The 17960-nt window shown below is 68.2% G+C and carries 20 protein-coding genes and 1 tRNA gene; 13 read left to right on the forward strand and 8 right to left on the reverse strand.

The annotated features are described in order from the left end of the window. Nucleotides 1-13 precede the first annotated feature (13 nt). The 11 genes from C2868_RS04275 (at nt 14) to C2868_RS04325 (ending at nt 10943) form a co-directional block, all read left to right on the forward strand. A complete protein-coding gene (locus C2868_RS04275) occupies nt 14-1723 on the forward strand; it encodes a CTP synthase (protein WP_100811208.1) in 1710 nt (569 codons plus the stop codon). Continuing rightward, entirely contained in the window at nt 1716-2297 is a 582-nt protein-coding gene (locus tag C2868_RS04280) for an NUDIX hydrolase (RefSeq protein ID WP_100811207.1), read from the forward strand. Before C2868_RS04275 ends, C2868_RS04280 begins: the two co-directional genes overlap by 8 nt. A gap of 84 nt (nt 2298-2381) precedes the next feature. After that, complete coding sequence (gene xerD, locus C2868_RS04285) at nt 2382-3314, forward strand: site-specific tyrosine recombinase XerD (protein WP_100811206.1); 933 nt, start codon at nt 2382-2384, stop codon at nt 3312-3314. 86 nt (nt 3315-3400) lie between these two features. Continuing rightward, nucleotides 3401-4309, forward strand: coding sequence for a ParA family protein (locus tag C2868_RS04290; protein WP_100811205.1), 909 nt, complete (start codon nt 3401-3403; stop codon nt 4307-4309). Continuing rightward, on the forward strand, nt 4293-5123 hold the full coding sequence (locus C2868_RS04295) for a ScpA family protein (RefSeq protein ID WP_232711208.1): 831 nt from the start codon (nt 4293-4295) through the stop codon (nt 5121-5123). The genes C2868_RS04290 and C2868_RS04295 overlap by 17 nt, the downstream gene beginning before the upstream one ends. Continuing rightward, nucleotides 5113-5688: an SMC-Scp complex subunit ScpB gene (scpB, locus tag C2868_RS04300; RefSeq protein WP_100811203.1), complete on the forward strand. Its 576-nt coding sequence runs from the start codon at nt 5113-5115 to the stop codon at nt 5686-5688. Before C2868_RS04295 ends, scpB begins: the two co-directional genes overlap by 11 nt. A 136-nt stretch (nt 5689-5824) precedes the next feature. Beyond that, nucleotides 5825-6631 carry a pseudouridine synthase gene (locus C2868_RS04305; RefSeq protein ID WP_100811202.1) on the forward strand — a complete coding sequence of 269 codons (807 nt, stop codon included), beginning with the start codon at nt 5825-5827 and terminating at the stop codon, nt 6629-6631. Between the two features lie 9 nt (nt 6632-6640). Continuing rightward, a complete protein-coding gene (locus C2868_RS04310) occupies nt 6641-7756 on the forward strand; it encodes a prephenate dehydrogenase (protein ID WP_100811201.1) in 1116 nt (371 codons plus the stop codon). Continuing rightward, nucleotides 7749-8468 (forward strand): (d)CMP kinase, encoded by a 720-nt coding sequence (gene cmk, locus C2868_RS04315; RefSeq protein WP_100811200.1) that lies wholly within the window; start codon nt 7749-7751, stop codon nt 8466-8468. The genes C2868_RS04310 and cmk overlap by 8 nt, the downstream gene beginning before the upstream one ends. After that, the gene (gene der, locus C2868_RS04320; RefSeq protein ID WP_100811199.1) at nt 8465-9988 is read left to right on the forward strand and encodes a ribosome biogenesis GTPase Der; all 1524 of its coding nucleotides are present in this window, start codon (nt 8465-8467) and stop codon (nt 9986-9988) included. The genes cmk and der overlap by 4 nt, the downstream gene beginning before the upstream one ends. Nucleotides 9989-10037: 49 nt before the next feature. Next, nucleotides 10038-10943, forward strand: coding sequence for an NUDIX hydrolase (locus C2868_RS04325; protein ID WP_100811392.1), 906 nt, complete (start codon nt 10038-10040; stop codon nt 10941-10943). 62 nt (nt 10944-11005) lie between these two features. Here the strand turns inward: C2868_RS04325 and C2868_RS04330 are convergent, their stop codons facing one another. After that, nucleotides 11006-11452 carry a MarR family winged helix-turn-helix transcriptional regulator gene (locus C2868_RS04330; RefSeq protein ID WP_100811198.1) on the reverse strand — a complete coding sequence of 149 codons (447 nt, stop codon included), beginning with the start codon at nt 11450-11452 and terminating at the stop codon, nt 11006-11008. Nucleotides 11453-11514: 62 nt separating this feature from the next. Between C2868_RS04330 and C2868_RS04335 the strand changes: the two genes are divergently transcribed. Then, the gene (locus tag C2868_RS04335; RefSeq protein ID WP_100811197.1) at nt 11515-11883 is read left to right on the forward strand and encodes a VOC family protein; all 369 of its coding nucleotides are present in this window, start codon (nt 11515-11517) and stop codon (nt 11881-11883) included. A 123-nt stretch (nt 11884-12006) separates the two neighbouring features. On the opposite strand, the gene C2868_RS04340 is transcribed toward C2868_RS04335, so the two are convergent. The 6 genes from C2868_RS04340 to C2868_RS04365 form a co-directional block, all read right to left on the reverse strand. Beyond that, nucleotides 12007-12495 (reverse strand): HNH endonuclease signature motif containing protein, encoded by a 489-nt coding sequence (locus C2868_RS04340; protein ID WP_103662990.1) that lies wholly within the window; start codon nt 12493-12495, stop codon nt 12007-12009. Between the two features lie 45 nt (nt 12496-12540). Further along, nucleotides 12541-13899: an IS256 family transposase gene (locus C2868_RS04345; protein ID WP_103662991.1), complete on the reverse strand. Its 1359-nt coding sequence runs from the start codon at nt 13897-13899 to the stop codon at nt 12541-12543. Between the two features lie 18 nt (nt 13900-13917). After that, the gene (locus tag C2868_RS04350) at nt 13918-14757 is read right to left on the reverse strand and encodes a DUF222 domain-containing protein (protein WP_181003337.1); all 840 of its coding nucleotides are present in this window, start codon (nt 14755-14757) and stop codon (nt 13918-13920) included. 117 nt (nt 14758-14874) lie between these two features. Next, complete coding sequence (locus tag C2868_RS04355) at nt 14875-15258, reverse strand: RNA-binding S4 domain-containing protein (protein WP_100811195.1); 384 nt, start codon at nt 15256-15258, stop codon at nt 14875-14877. Beyond that, nucleotides 15255-15971 carry a lysoplasmalogenase gene (locus tag C2868_RS04360; RefSeq protein WP_100811194.1) on the reverse strand — a complete coding sequence of 239 codons (717 nt, stop codon included), beginning with the start codon at nt 15969-15971 and terminating at the stop codon, nt 15255-15257. The genes C2868_RS04355 and C2868_RS04360 overlap by 4 nt, the downstream gene beginning before the upstream one ends. 72 nt (nt 15972-16043) lie before the next feature. Next, nucleotides 16044-16619: a GNAT family N-acetyltransferase gene (locus C2868_RS04365; RefSeq protein ID WP_146048001.1), complete on the reverse strand. Its 576-nt coding sequence runs from the start codon at nt 16617-16619 to the stop codon at nt 16044-16046. 115 nt (nt 16620-16734) lie between these two features. On the opposite strand from C2868_RS04365, the gene C2868_RS04370 reads away from it, so the two are divergent. Beyond that, nucleotides 16735-16808: transfer RNA gene (locus tag C2868_RS04370), tRNA-Pro, on the forward strand. A 235-nt stretch (nt 16809-17043) separates the two neighbouring features. On the opposite strand, the gene C2868_RS04375 is transcribed toward C2868_RS04370, so the two are convergent. Further along, complete coding sequence (locus tag C2868_RS04375; RefSeq protein WP_100811192.1) at nt 17044-17928, reverse strand: VOC family protein; 885 nt, start codon at nt 17926-17928, stop codon at nt 17044-17046. Between the last annotated feature and the right edge of the window lie 32 nt (nt 17929-17960).

The following is a 17960-nucleotide window of genomic DNA, read 5'->3' on the forward strand; positions in this document are numbered from 1 at the left end:
AGGATTAAAGCCCGTGGCGGAAACTGCATCGGGAACATCGAACGACATCACCAAGCACATCACGAGGCACATCTTCGTGACCGGTGGTGTCGTTTCTTCATTGGGTAAGGGCCTGACCGCCGCGAGCCTCGGCAATCTGCTGACGGCGCGGGGTCTGCGGGTGGTGATGCAGAAGCTCGATCCGTATCTGAACGTCGATCCGGGCACGATGAACCCGTTCCAGCACGGTGAGGTCTTCGTCACCGACGATGGCGCCGAGACCGACCTCGACATCGGGCACTACGAGCGCTTCCTGGACGTCGAGTTGAGTCAGGCGGCCAACGTCACGACGGGTCAGATCTACTCGCAGGTGATCGCCCGCGAACGTCGCGGCGAGTACCTCGGCGACACCGTGCAGGTCATCCCGCACATCACGGACGAGATCAAACGACGGATGCGTCTGCAGGCTACGCAGGATCCCCAGCCCGACGTCATCATCACCGAGGTCGGCGGCACGGTCGGCGACATCGAGTCGCAGCCCTTCATCGAGTCGGCGCGCCAGATCCGCCACGAACTCGGCCGCCGGAACGTCTTCTTCGTGCACGTCTCGCTCGTGCCGTTCATGGGCGCATCCGGCGAGCAGAAGACCAAGCCGACGCAGCACTCGGTCGCCGCGCTCCGCTCGATCGGTATCCAGCCCGACGCTCTCGTGCTGCGTAGCGACCGGCCCGTCACCGAGTCGAACAAGCGCAAGATCGCGCTGATGTGCGACGTCGACGAAGACGCCGTCGTCAACGCGGTCGACGTGCCGAGCATCTACGACATCCCGACGATGCTGCACGATCAGGGTCTCGACGCCTACATCGTCAACGCGCTCGGCCTCGACGAGGCGAACGATGTCGACTGGTCGCGCTGGGAACGGGTGCTGGGCGCCGTGCACAACCCCAAGCACGAGGTCACGATCGGCCTGGTCGGCAAGTACATCGATCTGCCGGACGCCTACCTGTCGGTCACCGAGGCGCTCAAGGCGGGTGGCTTCGCGCAAGAGACGCACGTCAACATCCGCTGGATCCCGTCCGATCTGTGCGAGACGCCGGATGGCGCGGCCCGCGCCCTGGCGGACGTCGATGGCATCTGCGTGCCCGGTGGCTTCGGCATCCGCGGCATCGAGGGCAAGCTCGGTGCGCTGAAATTCGCGCGCGAGCAGGGCATTCCGACGCTCGGACTGTGCCTGGGGCTGCAGTGCATGGTGATCGAGTACGCGCGCAACCTCGCCGGGCTCGAGGGTGCGTCATCGAGCGAGTTCGACCCCGACACCGAGTTCCCGGTCATCGCGACCATGGCCGAGCAGGTGGACATCATCGCGGGCGGCGATCTGGGCGGCACGATGCGCCTCGGCCTGTACGCGGCGGACCTTCGCGAGGGGTCGCTCGCCGCCGACCTGTACGGCGCGACGCAGGTCTCGGAGCGCCACCGGCACCGCTACGAGGTCAACAACGCGTACCGCGACCGCCTCACCGAGGCCGGCCTGGTGTTCTCAGGCCTCTCGCCCGACCGGGCATTGGTCGAGTACGTCGAGCTGCCGCGCGACGTGCACCCGTACTACATCGCCACGCAGGCGCACCCCGAGCTGCGTTCGCGCCCGACCGCGCCGCACCCGCTCTTCCGCGGGCTCGTCGGTGCGGCGCTCGAACGTCACCGCGCGAGCGAGCTCTTCGACGTGGATCCGGTGGAGAATGACTGATTTCTCAGCACTGCGCGATGAGCCGGTCGAACTCGAGATCAGCCGCAGCGAGGTCGTCTATCCCGGCCGTGTCTGGGATGTGCGCAGCGACACCTTCGACTACAACGGCGAGTCGACGTCACGCGACTACGTCGATCACACCGGTGCCGTCGCCATCGCGGCGATCGATGACGACGGACGGATCCTGCTGCTGCAGCAGTATCGTCATCCGATCCGTTCGCGCGACTGGGAGATCCCGGCGGGCCTGCTCGACATCGACGGGGAGCCGCCCGCCGACACCGCCCGCCGTGAGCTGGCCGAAGAGGCCGATCTGACGGCGAGCCGCTGGAGCGAGCTCGTCAGCATGAAGACCTCACCGGGCGGCAGCGACGAGGTCGTGCACATCTTCCTCGCGGAGGGCATCTCACCCGCGCCCGAGACGTACGCGCGCGAGGCCGAAGAGGCCGACATCCGCTTGGAGTGGGTTCCGCTCGAAGACGCCGTCACGGCCGTGCTCGAGGGGCGGATGCAGAACGCGATCCTGATCGTCGCCGTGCTTGCGGCATCCGAACGTCGCCGGCGCGCGGCGGGCTGAGCCGAATCCGGGACTGAGCGAGCGGGACTGAGCAAACGGGACTGAGCGAACGGGACTGAGCGAACGGGACGGAGGCGAACCTCGGTGCGGATCGATCGAGCCGTGACGGCGTATCTACGCCACGTCTCGATCGAGCGCGGGCTGTCCGAGCACACGGTTGCGGCCTATCGCCGTGACCTCGGCGACTACGTCGGATGGCTGACCGAGCAGGGCGTTCGCGACACGACGGATGTCACACCGGACGTCGTCGCGCGTTACGTCGCAGACCGGGCCGCCGCATCCCCGCCCCCCGCCGCTTCGAGCCTCGCGCGCCTGCAGTCTTCGGTGCGGGGCCTGCACCGTTACCTCGCCCGCGAAGGAATCGAGGACGAGGATGTCTCGACTCGGCTGCGCCCGCCGAAGGCCGCCCGGCGTCTGCCCCAGGCGCTGACGATCGAGCAGGTCGAGCGGCTGCTCGCGGCGCCGTCGGGTGAGGACCCCATCGGATTGCGGGATCGGGCGCTGCTCGAGCTGATGTACGCGACGGGAGCTCGGGTGTCGGAGGTCGTCACCCTCGACGTCGACGATCTCATGGGCGGCGGCGGCGCGACCGGCAACGGCTCGACCGGCGACATCGTCCGCCTGCGCGGCAAGGGCGACAAGGAACGGATCGTGCCCGTGGGATCGTTCGCCCGCGCGGCGGTGGATGCCTACCTCACCCGTGTGCGTCCCGAGCTGTCGCTGCGTGGTCGCGCCACGCCGCGGCTGTTTCTCGGGGCACGCGGGGCGCCGCTGTCGCGGCAGAGCGCCTGGCTCGTCATCCGTGCCGCCGCCGAGAAGGCGGGGATCTCGGCCCACGTCTCACCGCACACCCTGCGGCACTCGTTCGCGACACACCTGTTGCAGGGCGGCGCCGACGTGCGTGTCGTGCAGGAACTGCTCGGGCACGCCTCGGTCGCGACGACGCAGATCTACACGCACGTCACGGTCGACGCCCTGCGCGACGTGTACGCGACATCCCATCCGCGCGCACGGTAACGCGTCGGACAGCACCGGCCCTCGCGCGCGCCGCCAGGGTCGAGGGGGCACGGGTGACTAGAATCGGTCCACAACATGGGGTTCAGATGGTGAAGCAGGGAGTATCGGTGGCGGGCAGCGCGCGGGGCACGAAGAAGGCCTCCTCGACGGATGAGGCACCCCTCGGCCCGACCGGTCGTCCGTACCACGGCTTTCCCACGCCTCCGAAGCTCGCCTCGCACGGCCCGGCCCGCATCATCTCGCTCTGCAACCAAAAGGGCGGGGTCGGCAAGACGACCACGACCATCAACCTGGCCGCATCTCTCGCGCACTATGGGCGTCGCGTCCTGGTCGTCGACTTCGACCCGCAGGGCGCGCTGTCGGCCGGCCTCGGAATCCAGACGCACGACGTGCCGACCGTCTACGACCTGCTGCTCGACACCAAACGCGACCCGCACGAGGTGATCGTTCCCTCGCGCACCGAGGGTCTGGACGTGCTGCCGGCCAACATCGACCTGTCGGCCGCCGAGGTGCACCTGGTCAACGAGGTCGCCCGCGAGACGATCCTGGCGCGCGTGCTGCGGCACGTCTCGCGTGAGTACGACGTCATCCTGATCGACTGCCAGCCCTCGCTGGGACTGCTCACGGTCAATGCCCTCACGGCCAGCCACGGCGTGCTCATCCCGATGGAGTGCGAGTTCTTCGCGATGCGCGGCGTCGCCCTGCTGATCGAGACGATCGAGAAGGTGCGCGATCGCCTCAACCCCGCGATCGAGCTCGACGGGGTCCTCGCGACGATGTACGACGCACGCACCCTCCACGCCCGTGAGGTCCTCGAACGCGTCGTCGAGGCTTTCGGTGACGACGTGCTCGAGACGGTCATCGGTCGCACCGTGAAGTTCCCGGATGCATCCGTCTCGGGTCTGCCGATCATCGAATTCGCCCCCGAGCACGCCGCCGCCCAGGCCTACCTGCGCCTGGCGCGGGAACTGGTCGCCCGTGGCGACGTCGCCTGAGACCGCGTCGGCGGCTGATGACGGGGACGGCGACGGCCGATTCCGGGTTTCGGTCACGGGCTTCGACGGCCCGTTCGACCTGCTGCTCTCGCTGATTTCGAAGCACGAGCTCGACATCACCGAGATCGCGCTCAGCAAGGTCACGGATGAGTTCATCTCGTATCTGCGGGCGCTCGATCCGGACGAAGAGCTGGAGCGCGCGAGCGAGTTCCTCGTCGTGGCGGCGACGCTGCTCGATATGAAGGTCGCGGGGTTGCTGCCGCAGGGCGAGCTCGTCGATTCCGAGTCCGTCGCGCTGCTCGAGGCGCGGGACCTGCTGTTCGCGCGCCTGTTGCAGTACCGCGCGTTCAAAGAGGTTTCGGGTTGGTTCGGCACCCGGCTGCAGAGTGAGGACACGCGGCACGCCCGCGCCGTTCGGCTGGACGAGAAGCATCGCGCGGCCGTTCCCGAACTGGTCTGGACGCTGTCGGTCGAGGACTTCGCCGCGATCGCCCTGCTGGCGCTGAGCCCGCGCGAGATCCCGCACGTCGGGCTCGAGCACCTGCACGCGCCGCTGGTCAGCATCCGCGAGCAGGCGGCCGTGGTGGTGTCGTTGCTGCGGCGGGCCGAATCGGTGAGCTTCCGCGAGCTCGTCGCGGGTGTCACGCAGCCCGGCATCGTCGTGGCGCGCTTCCTGTCGATCCTCGAGCTCTACCGTCACGCGGCGCTGTCGTTCGAACAGGTCGAGCCGCTCGGCGAACTCACCCTGCGATGGTCGGCCGAGAACTGGTCCGACGAACAACTTGCGACCCTGGGGGCCGACTATGACCGCTGAACATCAAGACGTCGCCCGTCGTCTCGAGGCGATCCTGCTCGTGATCGAAGAGCCGCAGAGCCTCGTCGCCCTGGCGACCGCCGTGGCGGCACCCGTCGCCGCGGTGCGGCAGGCGATCGAGTCGCTGGTCGAGGACTACGACGGCGTGGCCGGCGGGCCGCGGCGCGGGTTCGAACTGCGCGAGGTCGGCGGGGGATGGCGGCTGTACGTCCGCGCCGAGCACGACGACCTGGTGAGCGAGTTCGTGAACACGCAGGCGCCGTCGCGGCTGTCGCAGGCGGCGCTCGAGACGCTCGCCGTGATCGCCTACAAGCAGCCGGTCACGCGCGGCCAGGTCGCCGCGATCCGCGCCGTCAACGTCGACTCGGTCGTGCGGACGCTGCTCGGCCGGGGTTTGATCACCGAGGAGTACGCGGATCCCGAGACCGGGGCGATCCACTACGGCACGACCGATGCGCTGCTGGTGAACCTCGGCATCAACTCGCTCGACGAGCTGCCGCCGATCTCGCCCCTGTTGCCCGACGTCTCGGACGACGACAGCCTCGACGAAGCTCTCGGCCGGTGAGCGTGGTTCAGGTTCCCGGCCGAAGCGAGCCATCCTGTCCAAGCATGTCCCGCTTCGGCTCGGTATGGACGGCACATTGCGGGCGAAACTGGGACATCGAGCGGGAAAAGTGGGACATGGAGCAGGGGATGCGGCGATGAGTGGTGGAGAGACCGGGACGACGGATGCCTCGGCGGACGGTGTGCGGCTGCAGAAGGTGCTCGCCCAGGCCGGCGTCGCCTCGCGGCGCGTCAGCGAAGAGCTGATCGCCGACGGGCGCGTTCGGGTGAACGGTGTCGTGGTCACGGAGATGGGTGCGCGGATTCATCCGGAGTCCGACCTGGTCGACGTCGACGGTGTCGCCGTGCAGGTCGAGTCGGGCATGCGCTACGTCATGCTCAACAAGCCGACGGGCGTCGTCAGCACGATGCGCGACGAGCGCGGCCGCCCCGACCTGACCCGGTACACGGCCGAGTGGCCGGAGCGCCTCTACAACGTCGGTCGCCTCGACGCCGAGACGAGCGGCCTGCTCATCCTCACCAACGACGGTCAGCTCGCCCATGTGCTCGCGCATCCCTCGTACGGCGTGACGAAGGTCTACATCGCGAAGGTATCGGGCCGGGTCAGCGCCCAGACGATCGCGCAGCTGACGCGCGGCATCGAGCTCGAGGACGGACCGATCGCGGCCGACAAGGCGCGGCTCTTGGATGCCTCGGGCGGCACGAGCCTGGTGGAGCTGACCCTGCACTCGGGTCGCAACCGCATCGTGCGGCGCATGATGGCAGAGGTGGGGCATCCGGTCCGCGAGCTCGTCCGCAGGCAGTTCGGCCCGCTCCACCTGGGAACTCTCCCGGCGGGGCAGGCGCGGGAGTTGACTAAGGTGGAACGCGGCGCGCTGCTCACCCTTGCGCGCCGCGATGCCGCCCTTTCGAGCGACGACGAGCCGCAGGGCGACACACCGTAGGAGATTTCAGTGACCGACTCGACCACGCCCCGCGTTGCCGCGCGCACCAGCGGCACCGTCCGCGTGGTCGGTGCCGGGCTGCTCGGCGCGAGCGTCGGGCACGCCCTGATGGCGCTCGGGGTCGATGTCGCGCTCGATGACACCTCGCGCGCGCAGGTACGACTGGCCGTGGATTACGGCGCCGGGCGGCTGAGCCGCCCCGACGACGAGCCTCGGCTCGTGGTCGTCGCCGTGCCCCCGGACGTCGTCGCGGACGTCGTCGCGGCCGAGTTGGCGCGCTATCCCGACGCGGTCGTGACGGATGTCGCAAGCGTGAAGCTCGCGCCGCTGCACGAACTGCGCGAGCGCGGCGTCGACCTCACCCGTTACATCGGCTCGCACCCCCTCGCCGGTCGTGAACGCGGGGGAGCGATCTCGGCCCGTTCCGACCTGTTCATCGGCCGGCCCTGGGTGGTGTGCCGCGACGAAGAGACCCGGACCGCGGACCTCGCGGTCGTCGAAGGGCTGGCCCTCGATCTCGGCGCGATGCCGATCGAGATGACGCCCGAGGAGCACGACCGCTCGGTCGCGGTCGTCTCGCACGTGCCGCAGCTCGTCTCGAGTCTGCTCGCGGCCCGGCTGCGCGAAGCGCCGGAGCAGTCGCTCGGGCTCGCCGGCCAGGGCGTCCGCGACACGACGCGCATCGCGGCATCCGCTCCCGAACTGTGGGTGCAGATCCTGGGCGCGAACGCCGAGCCCGTCGTCGAGGTGCTCGACCAGCTCGCCGCCGACCTCGGCCGCGTTGCCGATGCGCTGCGCGACCCGGATGCCGCGGGCTCTCGCCGCACGATCGCCGACACGATTCAGCGTGGCAACGAGGGCGTCCAGCGCCTGCCCGGCAAGCACGGGCAGAAGCGGCGCTTCGAGCAGCTCGTCGTGATGGTGGATGACTCCCCGGGGCAGCTCGCTCGTCTGTTCAGCGACCTCGGCGCGCTCGGCGTCAACGTCGAAGACCTGAGGCTCGAACACTCGCCGGGAGCCGCCTTCGGCCTCGCCGAGATCAGCGTGGAACCCGCGACCGTCGCGAACGCGGCCGCGGGATTGGTGGAGCGGGGTTGGCGGATGGCGGGTACGGGCAATGAGTGAACCCACGACTGTGATGCCGCTGGCAACCGCCGACAACGTGATCGCGATCGACGGTCCCGCGGGCAGCGGCAAGTCGAGCGTCGCGAAGCTGGTGGCCTCGCGCCTCGGCTACGGCTACCTCGACACGGGCGCCGCGTATCGCGCGCTCGCCTGGCACGTGCTCGAGCGCGGTGCCGACACGAGCGATGCGAGCGCCGTGCTCGACGCGACCGGAGATTTCGACTTCGCCATCTCGACCAACCCCGAAGATCCCTGGGTACGCGTCGGATCGGTCGATGTGAGCGGTGCGATCCGCGAACCGCGGGTCTCGGACGCCGTCAGCGGCGTCGCCCGGGTGCCCGCCATCCGCCAGGCCGTCACGAACCTCTTCCGCTCGATCATCCACGACGCCCCCGACGGCATCGTCGTCGAGGGCCGGGACATCACGACCAACGTCGCGCCCGACGCGGCCGTGCGGCTGCTGCTCACAGCAGCCCCCGAGGTGCGCGCCGCCCGGCGCAGCGCCGAGCTGACCGGCGTAGAAGCAGCGGTCGTCGCCGACGCCCTGCACCGCCGTGACGCCTCCGACAGCGGGGTGGTCGACTTCCTGACCGCCGCCCCGGGGGTCAAGGTGGTCGATTCGACCGACCTCGATCTCGAACAGACCGTCGACGCGGTCCTCGACATCGTTTCGAGGTCACGCGTCGGCAGAACACGAGGACTGACGCCATGAGCGCTGACGACGAATACGAAGGTCGCCCCGACCAGATCGCCGAGAAGCTTGCCGAACTCGACCCCGAGCTCGTCGAGCAGAGGGCGGCGACGCTGCGCGCATCCCTCGCCGACTACGACCTGGACGAGGACGACGCGCACCTGCTCGCGGGTGTCGAGCGCGGCATCGACGGCATCGAGTACCTCCCGGCGCTGCCCGTCGTGGCGATCGTGGGCCGCCCGAACGTCGGCAAGTCCGCGCTCGTCAACCGCATCCTCGGCCGTCGCGAGGCCGTCGTTGAAGACACCCCGGGTGTGACGCGCGACCGCGTCACGTACAAGGCCGAATGGATGGACCGGCGCTTCTCGCTGGTCGACACGGGCGGCTGGGAACCGGATGCGCGGGGCATCGACGCATCCGTCGCCGCACAGGCCGAGATCGCCATCGACCTGTCGGACGTCGTCCTCTTCGTCGTGGACGCCATGGTCGGACCCACCGCGACGGACGAGCAGGTCGTGAAGCTGCTGCGCAAGAGCGGCAAGCCCGTCTTCCTCGTCGCGAACAAGATCGACGACGCACGCCACGAGCCCGAGGCCGCCGCGCTCTGGAGCCTGGGCCTCGGCGAGCCGCACCCCGTGTCGGCCATTCACGGTCGCGGCGTCGCCGACCTGCTCGACCAGTTGATGGAGAAGCTGCCCGAGGTCTCGGCCGTCGCCTCGCACGAGATCGGCGGCCCGCGCCGCGTTGCGATCCTCGGACGCCCCAACGTCGGCAAGTCCTCGCTGCTCAACAAGGCGGCGGGCGAGGAGCGCGTCGTCGTCAACGAACTCGCCGGCACGACCCGCGACCCGGTCGACGAGATCGTCGAGCTGGGCGGCAAGCTCTGGCGTCTGGTCGACACCGCCGGCATTCGTCGCCGCGTGCACCTGCAGCAGGGCGCCGATTTCTACGCATCGCTGCGTACGGCGACGGCGCTGGAAAAGGCGGAGGTCGCCGTCGTCGTGCTGGATGTGAGCGAGTCGCTCAGCGAGCAGGACGTCCGCATCATCGACATGGTGCTCGAGTCGGGACGCGCGCTCGTGCTCGCGTTCAACAAGTGGGACCTGCTCTCGAGCGACAAGCTCGTCGACGACGATCGTCGACGCTATCTCGAGCGTGAGATCGAACAGGACCTCGCTCACGTCGCATGGGCACCCCGCGTGAACATCTCGGCCAAGACCGGGCGTCACCTCGACAAGCTCGTGCCGGCGCTCGAGACGTCGCTGGAGTCGTGGGATCAGCGGATTCCGACCGGTAAGTTCAATGCCTTCCTCTCCGAACTCGTGGCCGAGCACCCGCACCCCTTGCGCGGTGGCAAGCAGCCGCGCATTCTGTTCGGCACGCAGGCAGCCTCCCGCCCGCCGACATTCGTGCTGTTCACGACTGGATTCCTCGACCCCGGCTACCGCCGCTTCATCGCCCGTCGCCTGCGCGAGATCTTCGGTTTCGAGGGCACGCCGATCCAGATCAACATGCGGGTGCGCGAGCGCCGCACGCGCTGAACCGGGCCGGTCGGGCGCTGCGCCCGCCCGGGTGTGACAATCTGGTGTGGTGAGCATCGAGCCCCCCGTCCCCGGTGAGCCGCGGCGGCCGTTCGGGCCCCGCGACTCGGGGGATGCGTGGGTTGTCGCGCCGAGTGGCGAACGTTACTGGGGCCGGTACGGCGCGGCAGGCCTGCTCGCGTACGACGCCGCGCGCAACAGCGTGCTGTTGCAGCATCGCGTGTCGTGGAGCCACTTCGGCGGCACCTGGGCGCTTCCGGGTGGCGCACGCCACGAGGGTGAGTCGGCGATGGACGCGGCCCTGCGCGAGGCGCTCGAAGAGGCCGGTGTGCCCGGGTCGGCGATCAGACCGCGCGCCACGAGCGTGCTCGACCTCGACATCTGGTCGTACACGACGGTGATCGGCGACGTCATCGTCCCCTTCGAGCCCGTCATCAGCGACCCCGAGAGCCACGCGCTGGAGTGGGTGCGCGTCGACGACGTCGTGGACCACCCGCTGCATCCGTCTTTCGAGGATGCCTGGAGTCACCTGCGGCCCACACTGCACCTGCGACCCGTGGTCGTCGTGGACGCGGCAAACGTCGTCGGTTCGGTGCCGGACGGGTGGTGGAAGGATCGCGCGGGTGCGACGGATCGTCTGCTCGATCGGCTGGAGGCACTCGCCGTCGCCGGGCTCGAGGCATCCGCGATCGCCCTGCCGGTCGACCGGTGGTTTCCGCGCTTCGTCGTCGTGCTCGAGGGAGCCGCGCGCGGCGTCGCCGATCGTTCCGGTCCGATCGAGATCGTGCGGGCAGATGCATCCGGCGACGACGCGATCGTGGCGACCGTGACTGACCTCGACGCGAATGGTGCCGCGTTGACCGTGGTCACGAGCGATGCCGGGCTGACGCGTCGGGCTGAGCGACTGGGTGCCACGGTGCGCGGGGCGCGTTGGGTGCTCGATCTTCTGCGGTAGGCGTTCTTCTGCGGTAGGCGTTCTTCTGCGCTCGGCGCTGTCTGTGCTCGGCGTTGTCTGTGCTAGGCGTTCTCGTCGCGGAGTGAGCGGATCATGCTGCGCAGGATCCGCAGGGCGGCCGCCTGCTCGTCTTCGGTCATTCCCGACAACATCCTGAGTTCGACGGATCGCACCGCGGCGGTCGCCTGCTTGAGGCTTTCGCGACCACGCTCCGTCAGCTCGGTGGGAAGAACCTTGCCGACGGGGGCCTCGGTGGGGCGAGTGACGAAGCCGTCGCGCTCAAGGTTCTGCAGCAGCACGTTCATGGACTGCCGAGTGACGAAGGCGCCGCGCGCGAGTTCGGAGTTGGACAGCCCCGGGCGCTGGGACAGCAGTTCCAGACACGAGTAGTGCGTGACGCTCATCCCGAGCGGCCGGAGGACGTCTTCCATGGCGGACCGCAGCGCGCTCGACGCCTCTTTCAGCAGGTAGCCCAGCGAGGTCTGCAGATCGATGCCGACGTGACTCATGTCAGTATTCTGACATAGATTGCTCTGTGTCAGAAAACTGACACGAAACGAGGAGCAAGATCATGCCCGCAACCGGCCCCGACTTCATTTCTCTCCAGGTACGCGATCTCGCTGCCTCGCGGGCGTTCTACGAGCGCTATCTCGGTCTGGTCCGGTCGCCCGCCGGGCCGCCGCATGCCGTGGTGTTCGAGACCACGCCGATCGCGTTCGCGCTCCGCGACGTGATCCCCGGCACCGACCTCGCATCGGTGCCGCAGCCCGGTATCGGTGCCGCGATCTGGCTCCATGCCACGGACGTGCAAGACATCCACGACGCGCTCGTCGCGGACGGGGAGACCATCGTCTCGGCGCCGATCGACGGTCCGTTCGGCCGCACCTTCACGTTCGCCGACCCCGACGGTTACCAGATCACGCTGCACGACCGAGCGTAGGGAGTTATGCCTCGGGCTCGCTGGTCGGGCGCCGCGCAGTGCGTCACTTCGACAAGCTCAGCGGGTCGCTTCGACAGGCGCAGTACTCGGGCGGGTGGGCGGGCGGGCGCAGCGACCCCATGCCTAGAAGGGTGGTGGGTCGGTGTTCGGAGTGAAGTGGACGGCGGGTGGGGGTTTGTCGATGTAGACATGCCCGCCGGGTGAGGTCCATTCGAGGATTCCGCCGCCGAGTTGCCTCACGGTCCAGCCTGTTTCGCCTTTCAAGGTGTGGTGTCTCTTGCAGAGGCAGGCGAGGTTGCAGGTGCTGGTCTCACCACCGAGGGCGTAATCGAGGGTGTGGTCGCGGTCGCACCGATGGGCGGGTTGCCGGCACCCGGGGAACCGGCAGTGCTGATCCCGTGCGCGCAGGAACCGTTTCATGTCCGCCGACGGTGTGTATCGGTCGACCGCGAGAACGCACCCGGTGATCGGGTCTGCGAGGACCCGATCCCATCCCGTGGCGTGGCCGGCGAGGGTGCGGGCTGTCGCCGGGTCGATCGGGCACCGCCCGGCCAGTTCCGCGGGCTCATCCGTCACCCCGGCCAACGCGAGAGCGGGAACGGTGACGTTCACGATGAGCCTGTCAAGTTGTTTGTGTAAGCGGGCGTCGCTCGGGTTTCAGAGGTAGGGCTGGATGCGGTCGGGGTAGGCGAGGGCGAGTTGCGCGAGGGCTTGTTTCCAGTTCGTGGTGATCTGGCCCTCGACGAGGCGGCCTTCGGCGTTGCGTTTGACGCCACGAGCGCGTCCGCGTTCCTTGAGCCGGTCGCGGGCGCGCTTGTCTTCGATGTTGCAGATTGCGAGCCAGAGCAGCTTGACGACGGCGTCGTCGGAGGGGAAGTGCCCGCGGTTCTTGATGATCTTCCGCAGCTGGTAGTTCAGCGACTCGATGCTGTTCGTCGTGTAAATCACCCGGCGCAGCATCGGTGGGAACGCCAAGAACGGTGTGAATCTGTCCCAAGCGTTCTCGAACACCTGGACTGTGTTCGGGTTCGCGATGCCGAGGTCGGACGCGGCGAAGTCGGTCAGCGCGACGAGGGCGGCGTCTTCGTCCGCGGCCTGGTAGATCGGTTTCAACGCGGCGGCGACGGCTTTGCGGGACTTGTAGTTCACGAACCGCATGGCCGAGCGGATCAGATGAACAACACACGTCTGAACCGTCGATTCTGGCCAGGTAGCCTCGATCGCTTCGGGGAACCCGGTGAGCCCGTCGACGCAGACGATGAGGACGTCCGCGATGCCTCGGTTGGCGAGTTGCGCGCAGACACCGGCCCAGAACTTCGCGCCCTCGGTGATTTGGATCCAGATGCCCAGGACGTGCTTGATGCCATCCATGTCGACGCCGACAGCGATGTGAGCGGCCTTGTTGCGCACGTGCGCACCATCGCGGACCTTCACGATCAGCGCGTCCAGGTAAATCACCGGATAGAACGCCTCCAGCGGCCGATGCTGCCAAGCCATGACCTCATCGAGGACCTCATCAGTGATCTTGCTAATCGTCTCCCGGCTGATCTCCGTGCCGATCGTGGAGACCAGATGATGCTCGATATCGCGGATCGTCATCCCACCGGCGTAGAGCGAGACGATCATGTCATCAAGCCCACCCAGGCGCCGTGAGCCCTTCGGGACCAGCATCGGCGTGAAGGACCCATCCCGGTCCCTGGGGATCGCGAGGTCGACGTCACCGACGCTGGTCGCGACAGTCTTCGGAAACGAGCCGTTCCTCGAATTCGGGTGAAGCCCCGCCTCGGGATCGCCCTGCTCGTAGCCGACATGCTCGGTCAGCTCCGCCCGCAATCCGCGTTCAAGGCCGGCCTTGATGAGCTGCTGGATCAGCCCATCCTTGCCGTCGAGCTTGACCTCGCCAGCATCGATCTTCGCGTAAAGGTCGTCCAACGCGCCCGATGCTTCGAGCGCCTCCACACCCTCGCGCTGAGCCTTGCGACGCTCATCACGCGCCTGCTTGTCAATCATGGTCATCAGTGTCTCGGCTTTCAGTCAGGAGCACTGCCCCTTACACAAACCATCTGACACGCTCTTCACGATCGCGCGGATCGCCCCCAGACCTCCAAATCCGTCCGACATCCCCGCACCCGTCTCAACAGTGGGTGAAGTCGTCAGCACCATGTCAGCCACCAGGTCCGCACGGATCTGGTCGAGGGTACGGGTGTCAAATGGGTCGGCCTTCTTGAGTGCCTGCGCCTGCTGCGTGATCCGGTCATGCATTGCGTGCGCCAACACCGCCGGTTGGATTGTGCTGAACTCAGCCATCCCATCCCCGATATCCCGCACGCACGCACCGCGGGTGGCTCGTGCTTCTTGGTGGCGCTCGGTCAACTTTCGGGGCTGCAGTGACTCCGCGAGCAGCGCCAACGACGATGCCAATCGTCCGGGTGTCGTTCCTTCCGCCCGAGCCAACGCCTCGCGCTCGAACACCGCCCGCGCTTTCGGATTGGTGAGGGGTGTGCCGTGTTCCATGATCACCGCAACATGCCCCGCACCGACGCGTCCCGCATCCCATGCGTCGAACGTCGCCGGGAACGACTCCGCCAGCACCGCGGCGTCGTTCATGCGGCGCTGCACGGTCCGGTCGGACATGTTCGCCGCGACACCCAACTCCGCCGCCAACGCCCGCACCGGCAACTCCGCCTCACGCGACGAGACCGACACCAGCTCGGCAACCCGGCGCATCCCGAGGCCCGCCGCATCCGCCAACACCCGCGCCTGCGCCGCCTGCGCCCGCGCCACCGTCCGCGACGCCTCCGCGAACCGCACCGCCAGGTCACGCGCGGCAACATCAACATCCTCATCGGATGCGACACGCATGTTCGAATGCATGTTCGAAACTCTACGGACGACCACCGACATCCGACGCCCGAAAAACACCGAAATCACGCCGAGATCGCGGCAAGAAGATGAGAGTTTTCACATCTAAGGCGTCCGAGAGTCGCGGATCTACTCGGGGGCGAATCCGCGCAGCTTGTCGATGTCGCGGCGCTCGCGCTTGGTCGGCCGACCCGCCCCGCGGTCGCGCACCGGCACGAAGGCGATCGATTCCCGGGGAGGCGGGGGAGGCGTCAGGTCTTCGTAGGCCAACGCAGCCGCCGGGGCGCCGACGCGCTTGACGATCGTCTGGCGGACGACGAGCGTGCGATCGAACCCGGCGATGCGGATGCGAACCTCGTCGCCGGGACCGATCGGTTGCGCGGCCTTGGCTCGATCGCCGTTCACACGCACGTGCCCCGCCCGGCAGGCGGTCGTCGCCGCCGAGCGGGTCTTGTAGACGCGGACGGCCCAGAGCCAGGCATCCGTTCGCACACGGGATGTCTCGCTGCTCACGTGCGCGCCGCCCGGGATCGTACGGCGAGGCGCGGCAGTCCGACGGCGACGCCCGCGACGATGAGCCCTTGGCCGAGCGTGTAGGTCGCCATGACGAGGGGGCTGGTCCAGTCGGGCATGGCCTCGGGGGTAAAGAGGCGGAACGCGAGGATCGTGTCGGAGGCGAGGAAGAACGCCGCACCGATGGCGACCATCGGGGCGCAGCGCGCGGCCGTCGCCGCGGTGCCGCCGAGAACGAGGCCGTAGATCGCGACGGCGAACGACAGGGCGCCGAGCCGGGGCCACAGGACGATCACGAGCAGGAGCCACCACGCGGCGTAGACGAGCGCCCAGGCGGGCCAGGGCTTCGTGCGGATGAACCGCCAGAACAGCACGATGTAGGCGACGTGCGCGAGGCCGAAGCAGAGCAGCATGACGGGCAGCTCGGGAGCGTACGGGAAGAACGTGCCGGCGCCGTCGCCGAGCCACGAGAACGCGAGGGCGACGAACAGGAGCGTCGCTGGCGCGCCCCAGGTGGAGCCGCGTCCGGCCCAGAGGGCGGCGATGACGAGCAGGGGCATGAGTGTGAGCTTGGTCGGCGCGGCGATCGCGTCCGCATCCAGGCCGAGCGCGATGACGTGCACGATCGAGACCACCGCGTAGGGAATGAAGCCGATCCACGCGGGCAGCCCGGCCAGGCCCGCGAGGGGCGACCGTGGGGACTCTGCGCTCATGTTGCTCCTCGTTGGGCCTGCCGCCGCACACGACAATCGTCGCACGAGCCACCGGTCCGGTGTTCGTGGCGTTCAGGTGCTCAGGTCGAGCTGAACGATCACCCGCTCAGGCTTGGGACGTGCGATCTCGCGGAATCCGGCGTTCTCGAACACGCTCAGGATGCCTCGGAAGAGCTCGTTCGACGAGCGTTTGGTGGCGCTCGTGTCGGTCGGATACGCCTCGAGCACGCGGGCTCCGTTCGTGCGGGCATGGTCGATCGCGGCGTCGAGCAGTTGCTGATTCAGGCCCTTGCCGCGGTGCTCTTTGCGCACGACGAAGCAGGTCACGGCCCAGACGGTCGAGTCATCCCACGGCTCGTTGGTCGCGGCGAAGTCGCGGGTGCGTGCGAGTCGTGGCTGCGCGGTGCGGGGTCCGACGCGGACCCACCCGGCGGCTTCGCCGTCGACGTAGGCGATGAGGGCGGGGGAGGGCTCTGCGGCGACCTGTGCCCGCAGCATCCGTTCGCGTTCATGGCGGTCGGATGCCTGAAACTGCGCGTTCGTGAGCGTCCACCACTGGCACTGGCAGCTGAGTCCGTCGCCGCCGCCCGAGAAGGTGTGCTCGACGTCGTCGAACCGGTCGGCCGTGGCGGGCGCGATGGTGATCATGGCGGTCACGCTAGCGCGAGGTGCCGACACGGGGCGAGAGCGTTCGCGGGGGCTCGGGCGCTCGGGTAAGATGGGGGAGTTGTCCGCGCTCAGGCGGGGGCTGAAAAGTGAACAACGGGATGTGGCGCAGCTTGGTAGCGCACCTGACTGGGGGTCAGGGGGTCGCAGGTTCAAATCCTGTCATCCCGACAGAAAAGCCCTGATGAGATGACTCTCGTCAGGGCTTCGCCGTGTCTGGGAGTGAGTTTTTTGCCAGCGAGTTCTGGCACGACCATCGTGTAGGTATCGCTGGCCTCCAGCGCCACTTGCGCATCCCCCGGTTGCTCGCACGACCAAGCCGGTCGAGGGGTCATCTGCGCCAGGGATGCTGCCGCCCGTCGTGCCTCGGAGCGTGACCGTGCTCCTCACCGGCCCGAGGGCGACGTCAGCGACTGATCGTGGGCACCCCGAACTCCAGCATGTTCTCCGGCGAGAGGCCGTCCCACTGGCTGAGCCAACCCGGATCCTCGAACGCCCACACGATGGCGTCCCGGCGCGGGTCGTAGATCATCTCCATATCGGTGTATAGCTCGACCAGGGCCGCACCCGGCTCGATGTAGTATGCCGCGATGTTGTGCCCGGCCCCATGACGGGTCGGACCCCAGAACAACCGAGATCCCGATTTCGCCAAACGGTCGGCGAGCTTGCCGAGATCGGTGATGCTCTGAGCCTGCCAGGCGTGGTGATGAAGTGAGGGCTGGTGACCGGCCGCTTTCACGACGGCGATGCCGTGGTGTTCCGGATTGCAGCGAAGGAAGAAGGCGAAGTCTTCCCCGATGCGGTCCGAGACCGTGAACCCGAAGACATCGACGAGGAACGAGACCATCGCGACCGAGTCGCGCACCTTGAGGTTGACATGTCCGTACCGATCCGGGCCGAAGCCTCCCGTGCGGTTGTCGAAGATCGACATGCCACGGTAGACGTGCCAGGTGAACCCCTCAGGCCCAATGAAGGCGAAGCCCTCCTCGATGTGCTCCTCGATGGGTTGCTCGGCGAGGACGCGCCAACCGCCGCGCCGGACCTTCTCCCGGATGGCCGCGAGGTTGTCACTGTCGGGCGCGACCAGGCCGATGTGGTCGACGCCCTCCACGTCCGATTTCACATAGACCAGCTCGTGGTGGGTGTCGGCTGCGGACAGGTAGGCGCGCGTGGCCGTGTTCTCCACCGATCTCAGGCCGAGCACGTCGGCGGCCATACGGGTCGAGGCGGGGAGATCCCTCGACCCCAGCGCGATATACCCCATCGCGCTGACGGATCCTGTGGTGGTCATCTTTGCTCCTTTCCTTTCGACTGCGGCCAAGG

It is taken from the genome of Microbacterium sp. CJ77, assembly GCF_002911615.1.
Lineage (GTDB): Bacteria > Actinomycetota > Actinomycetes > Actinomycetales > Microbacteriaceae > Microbacterium.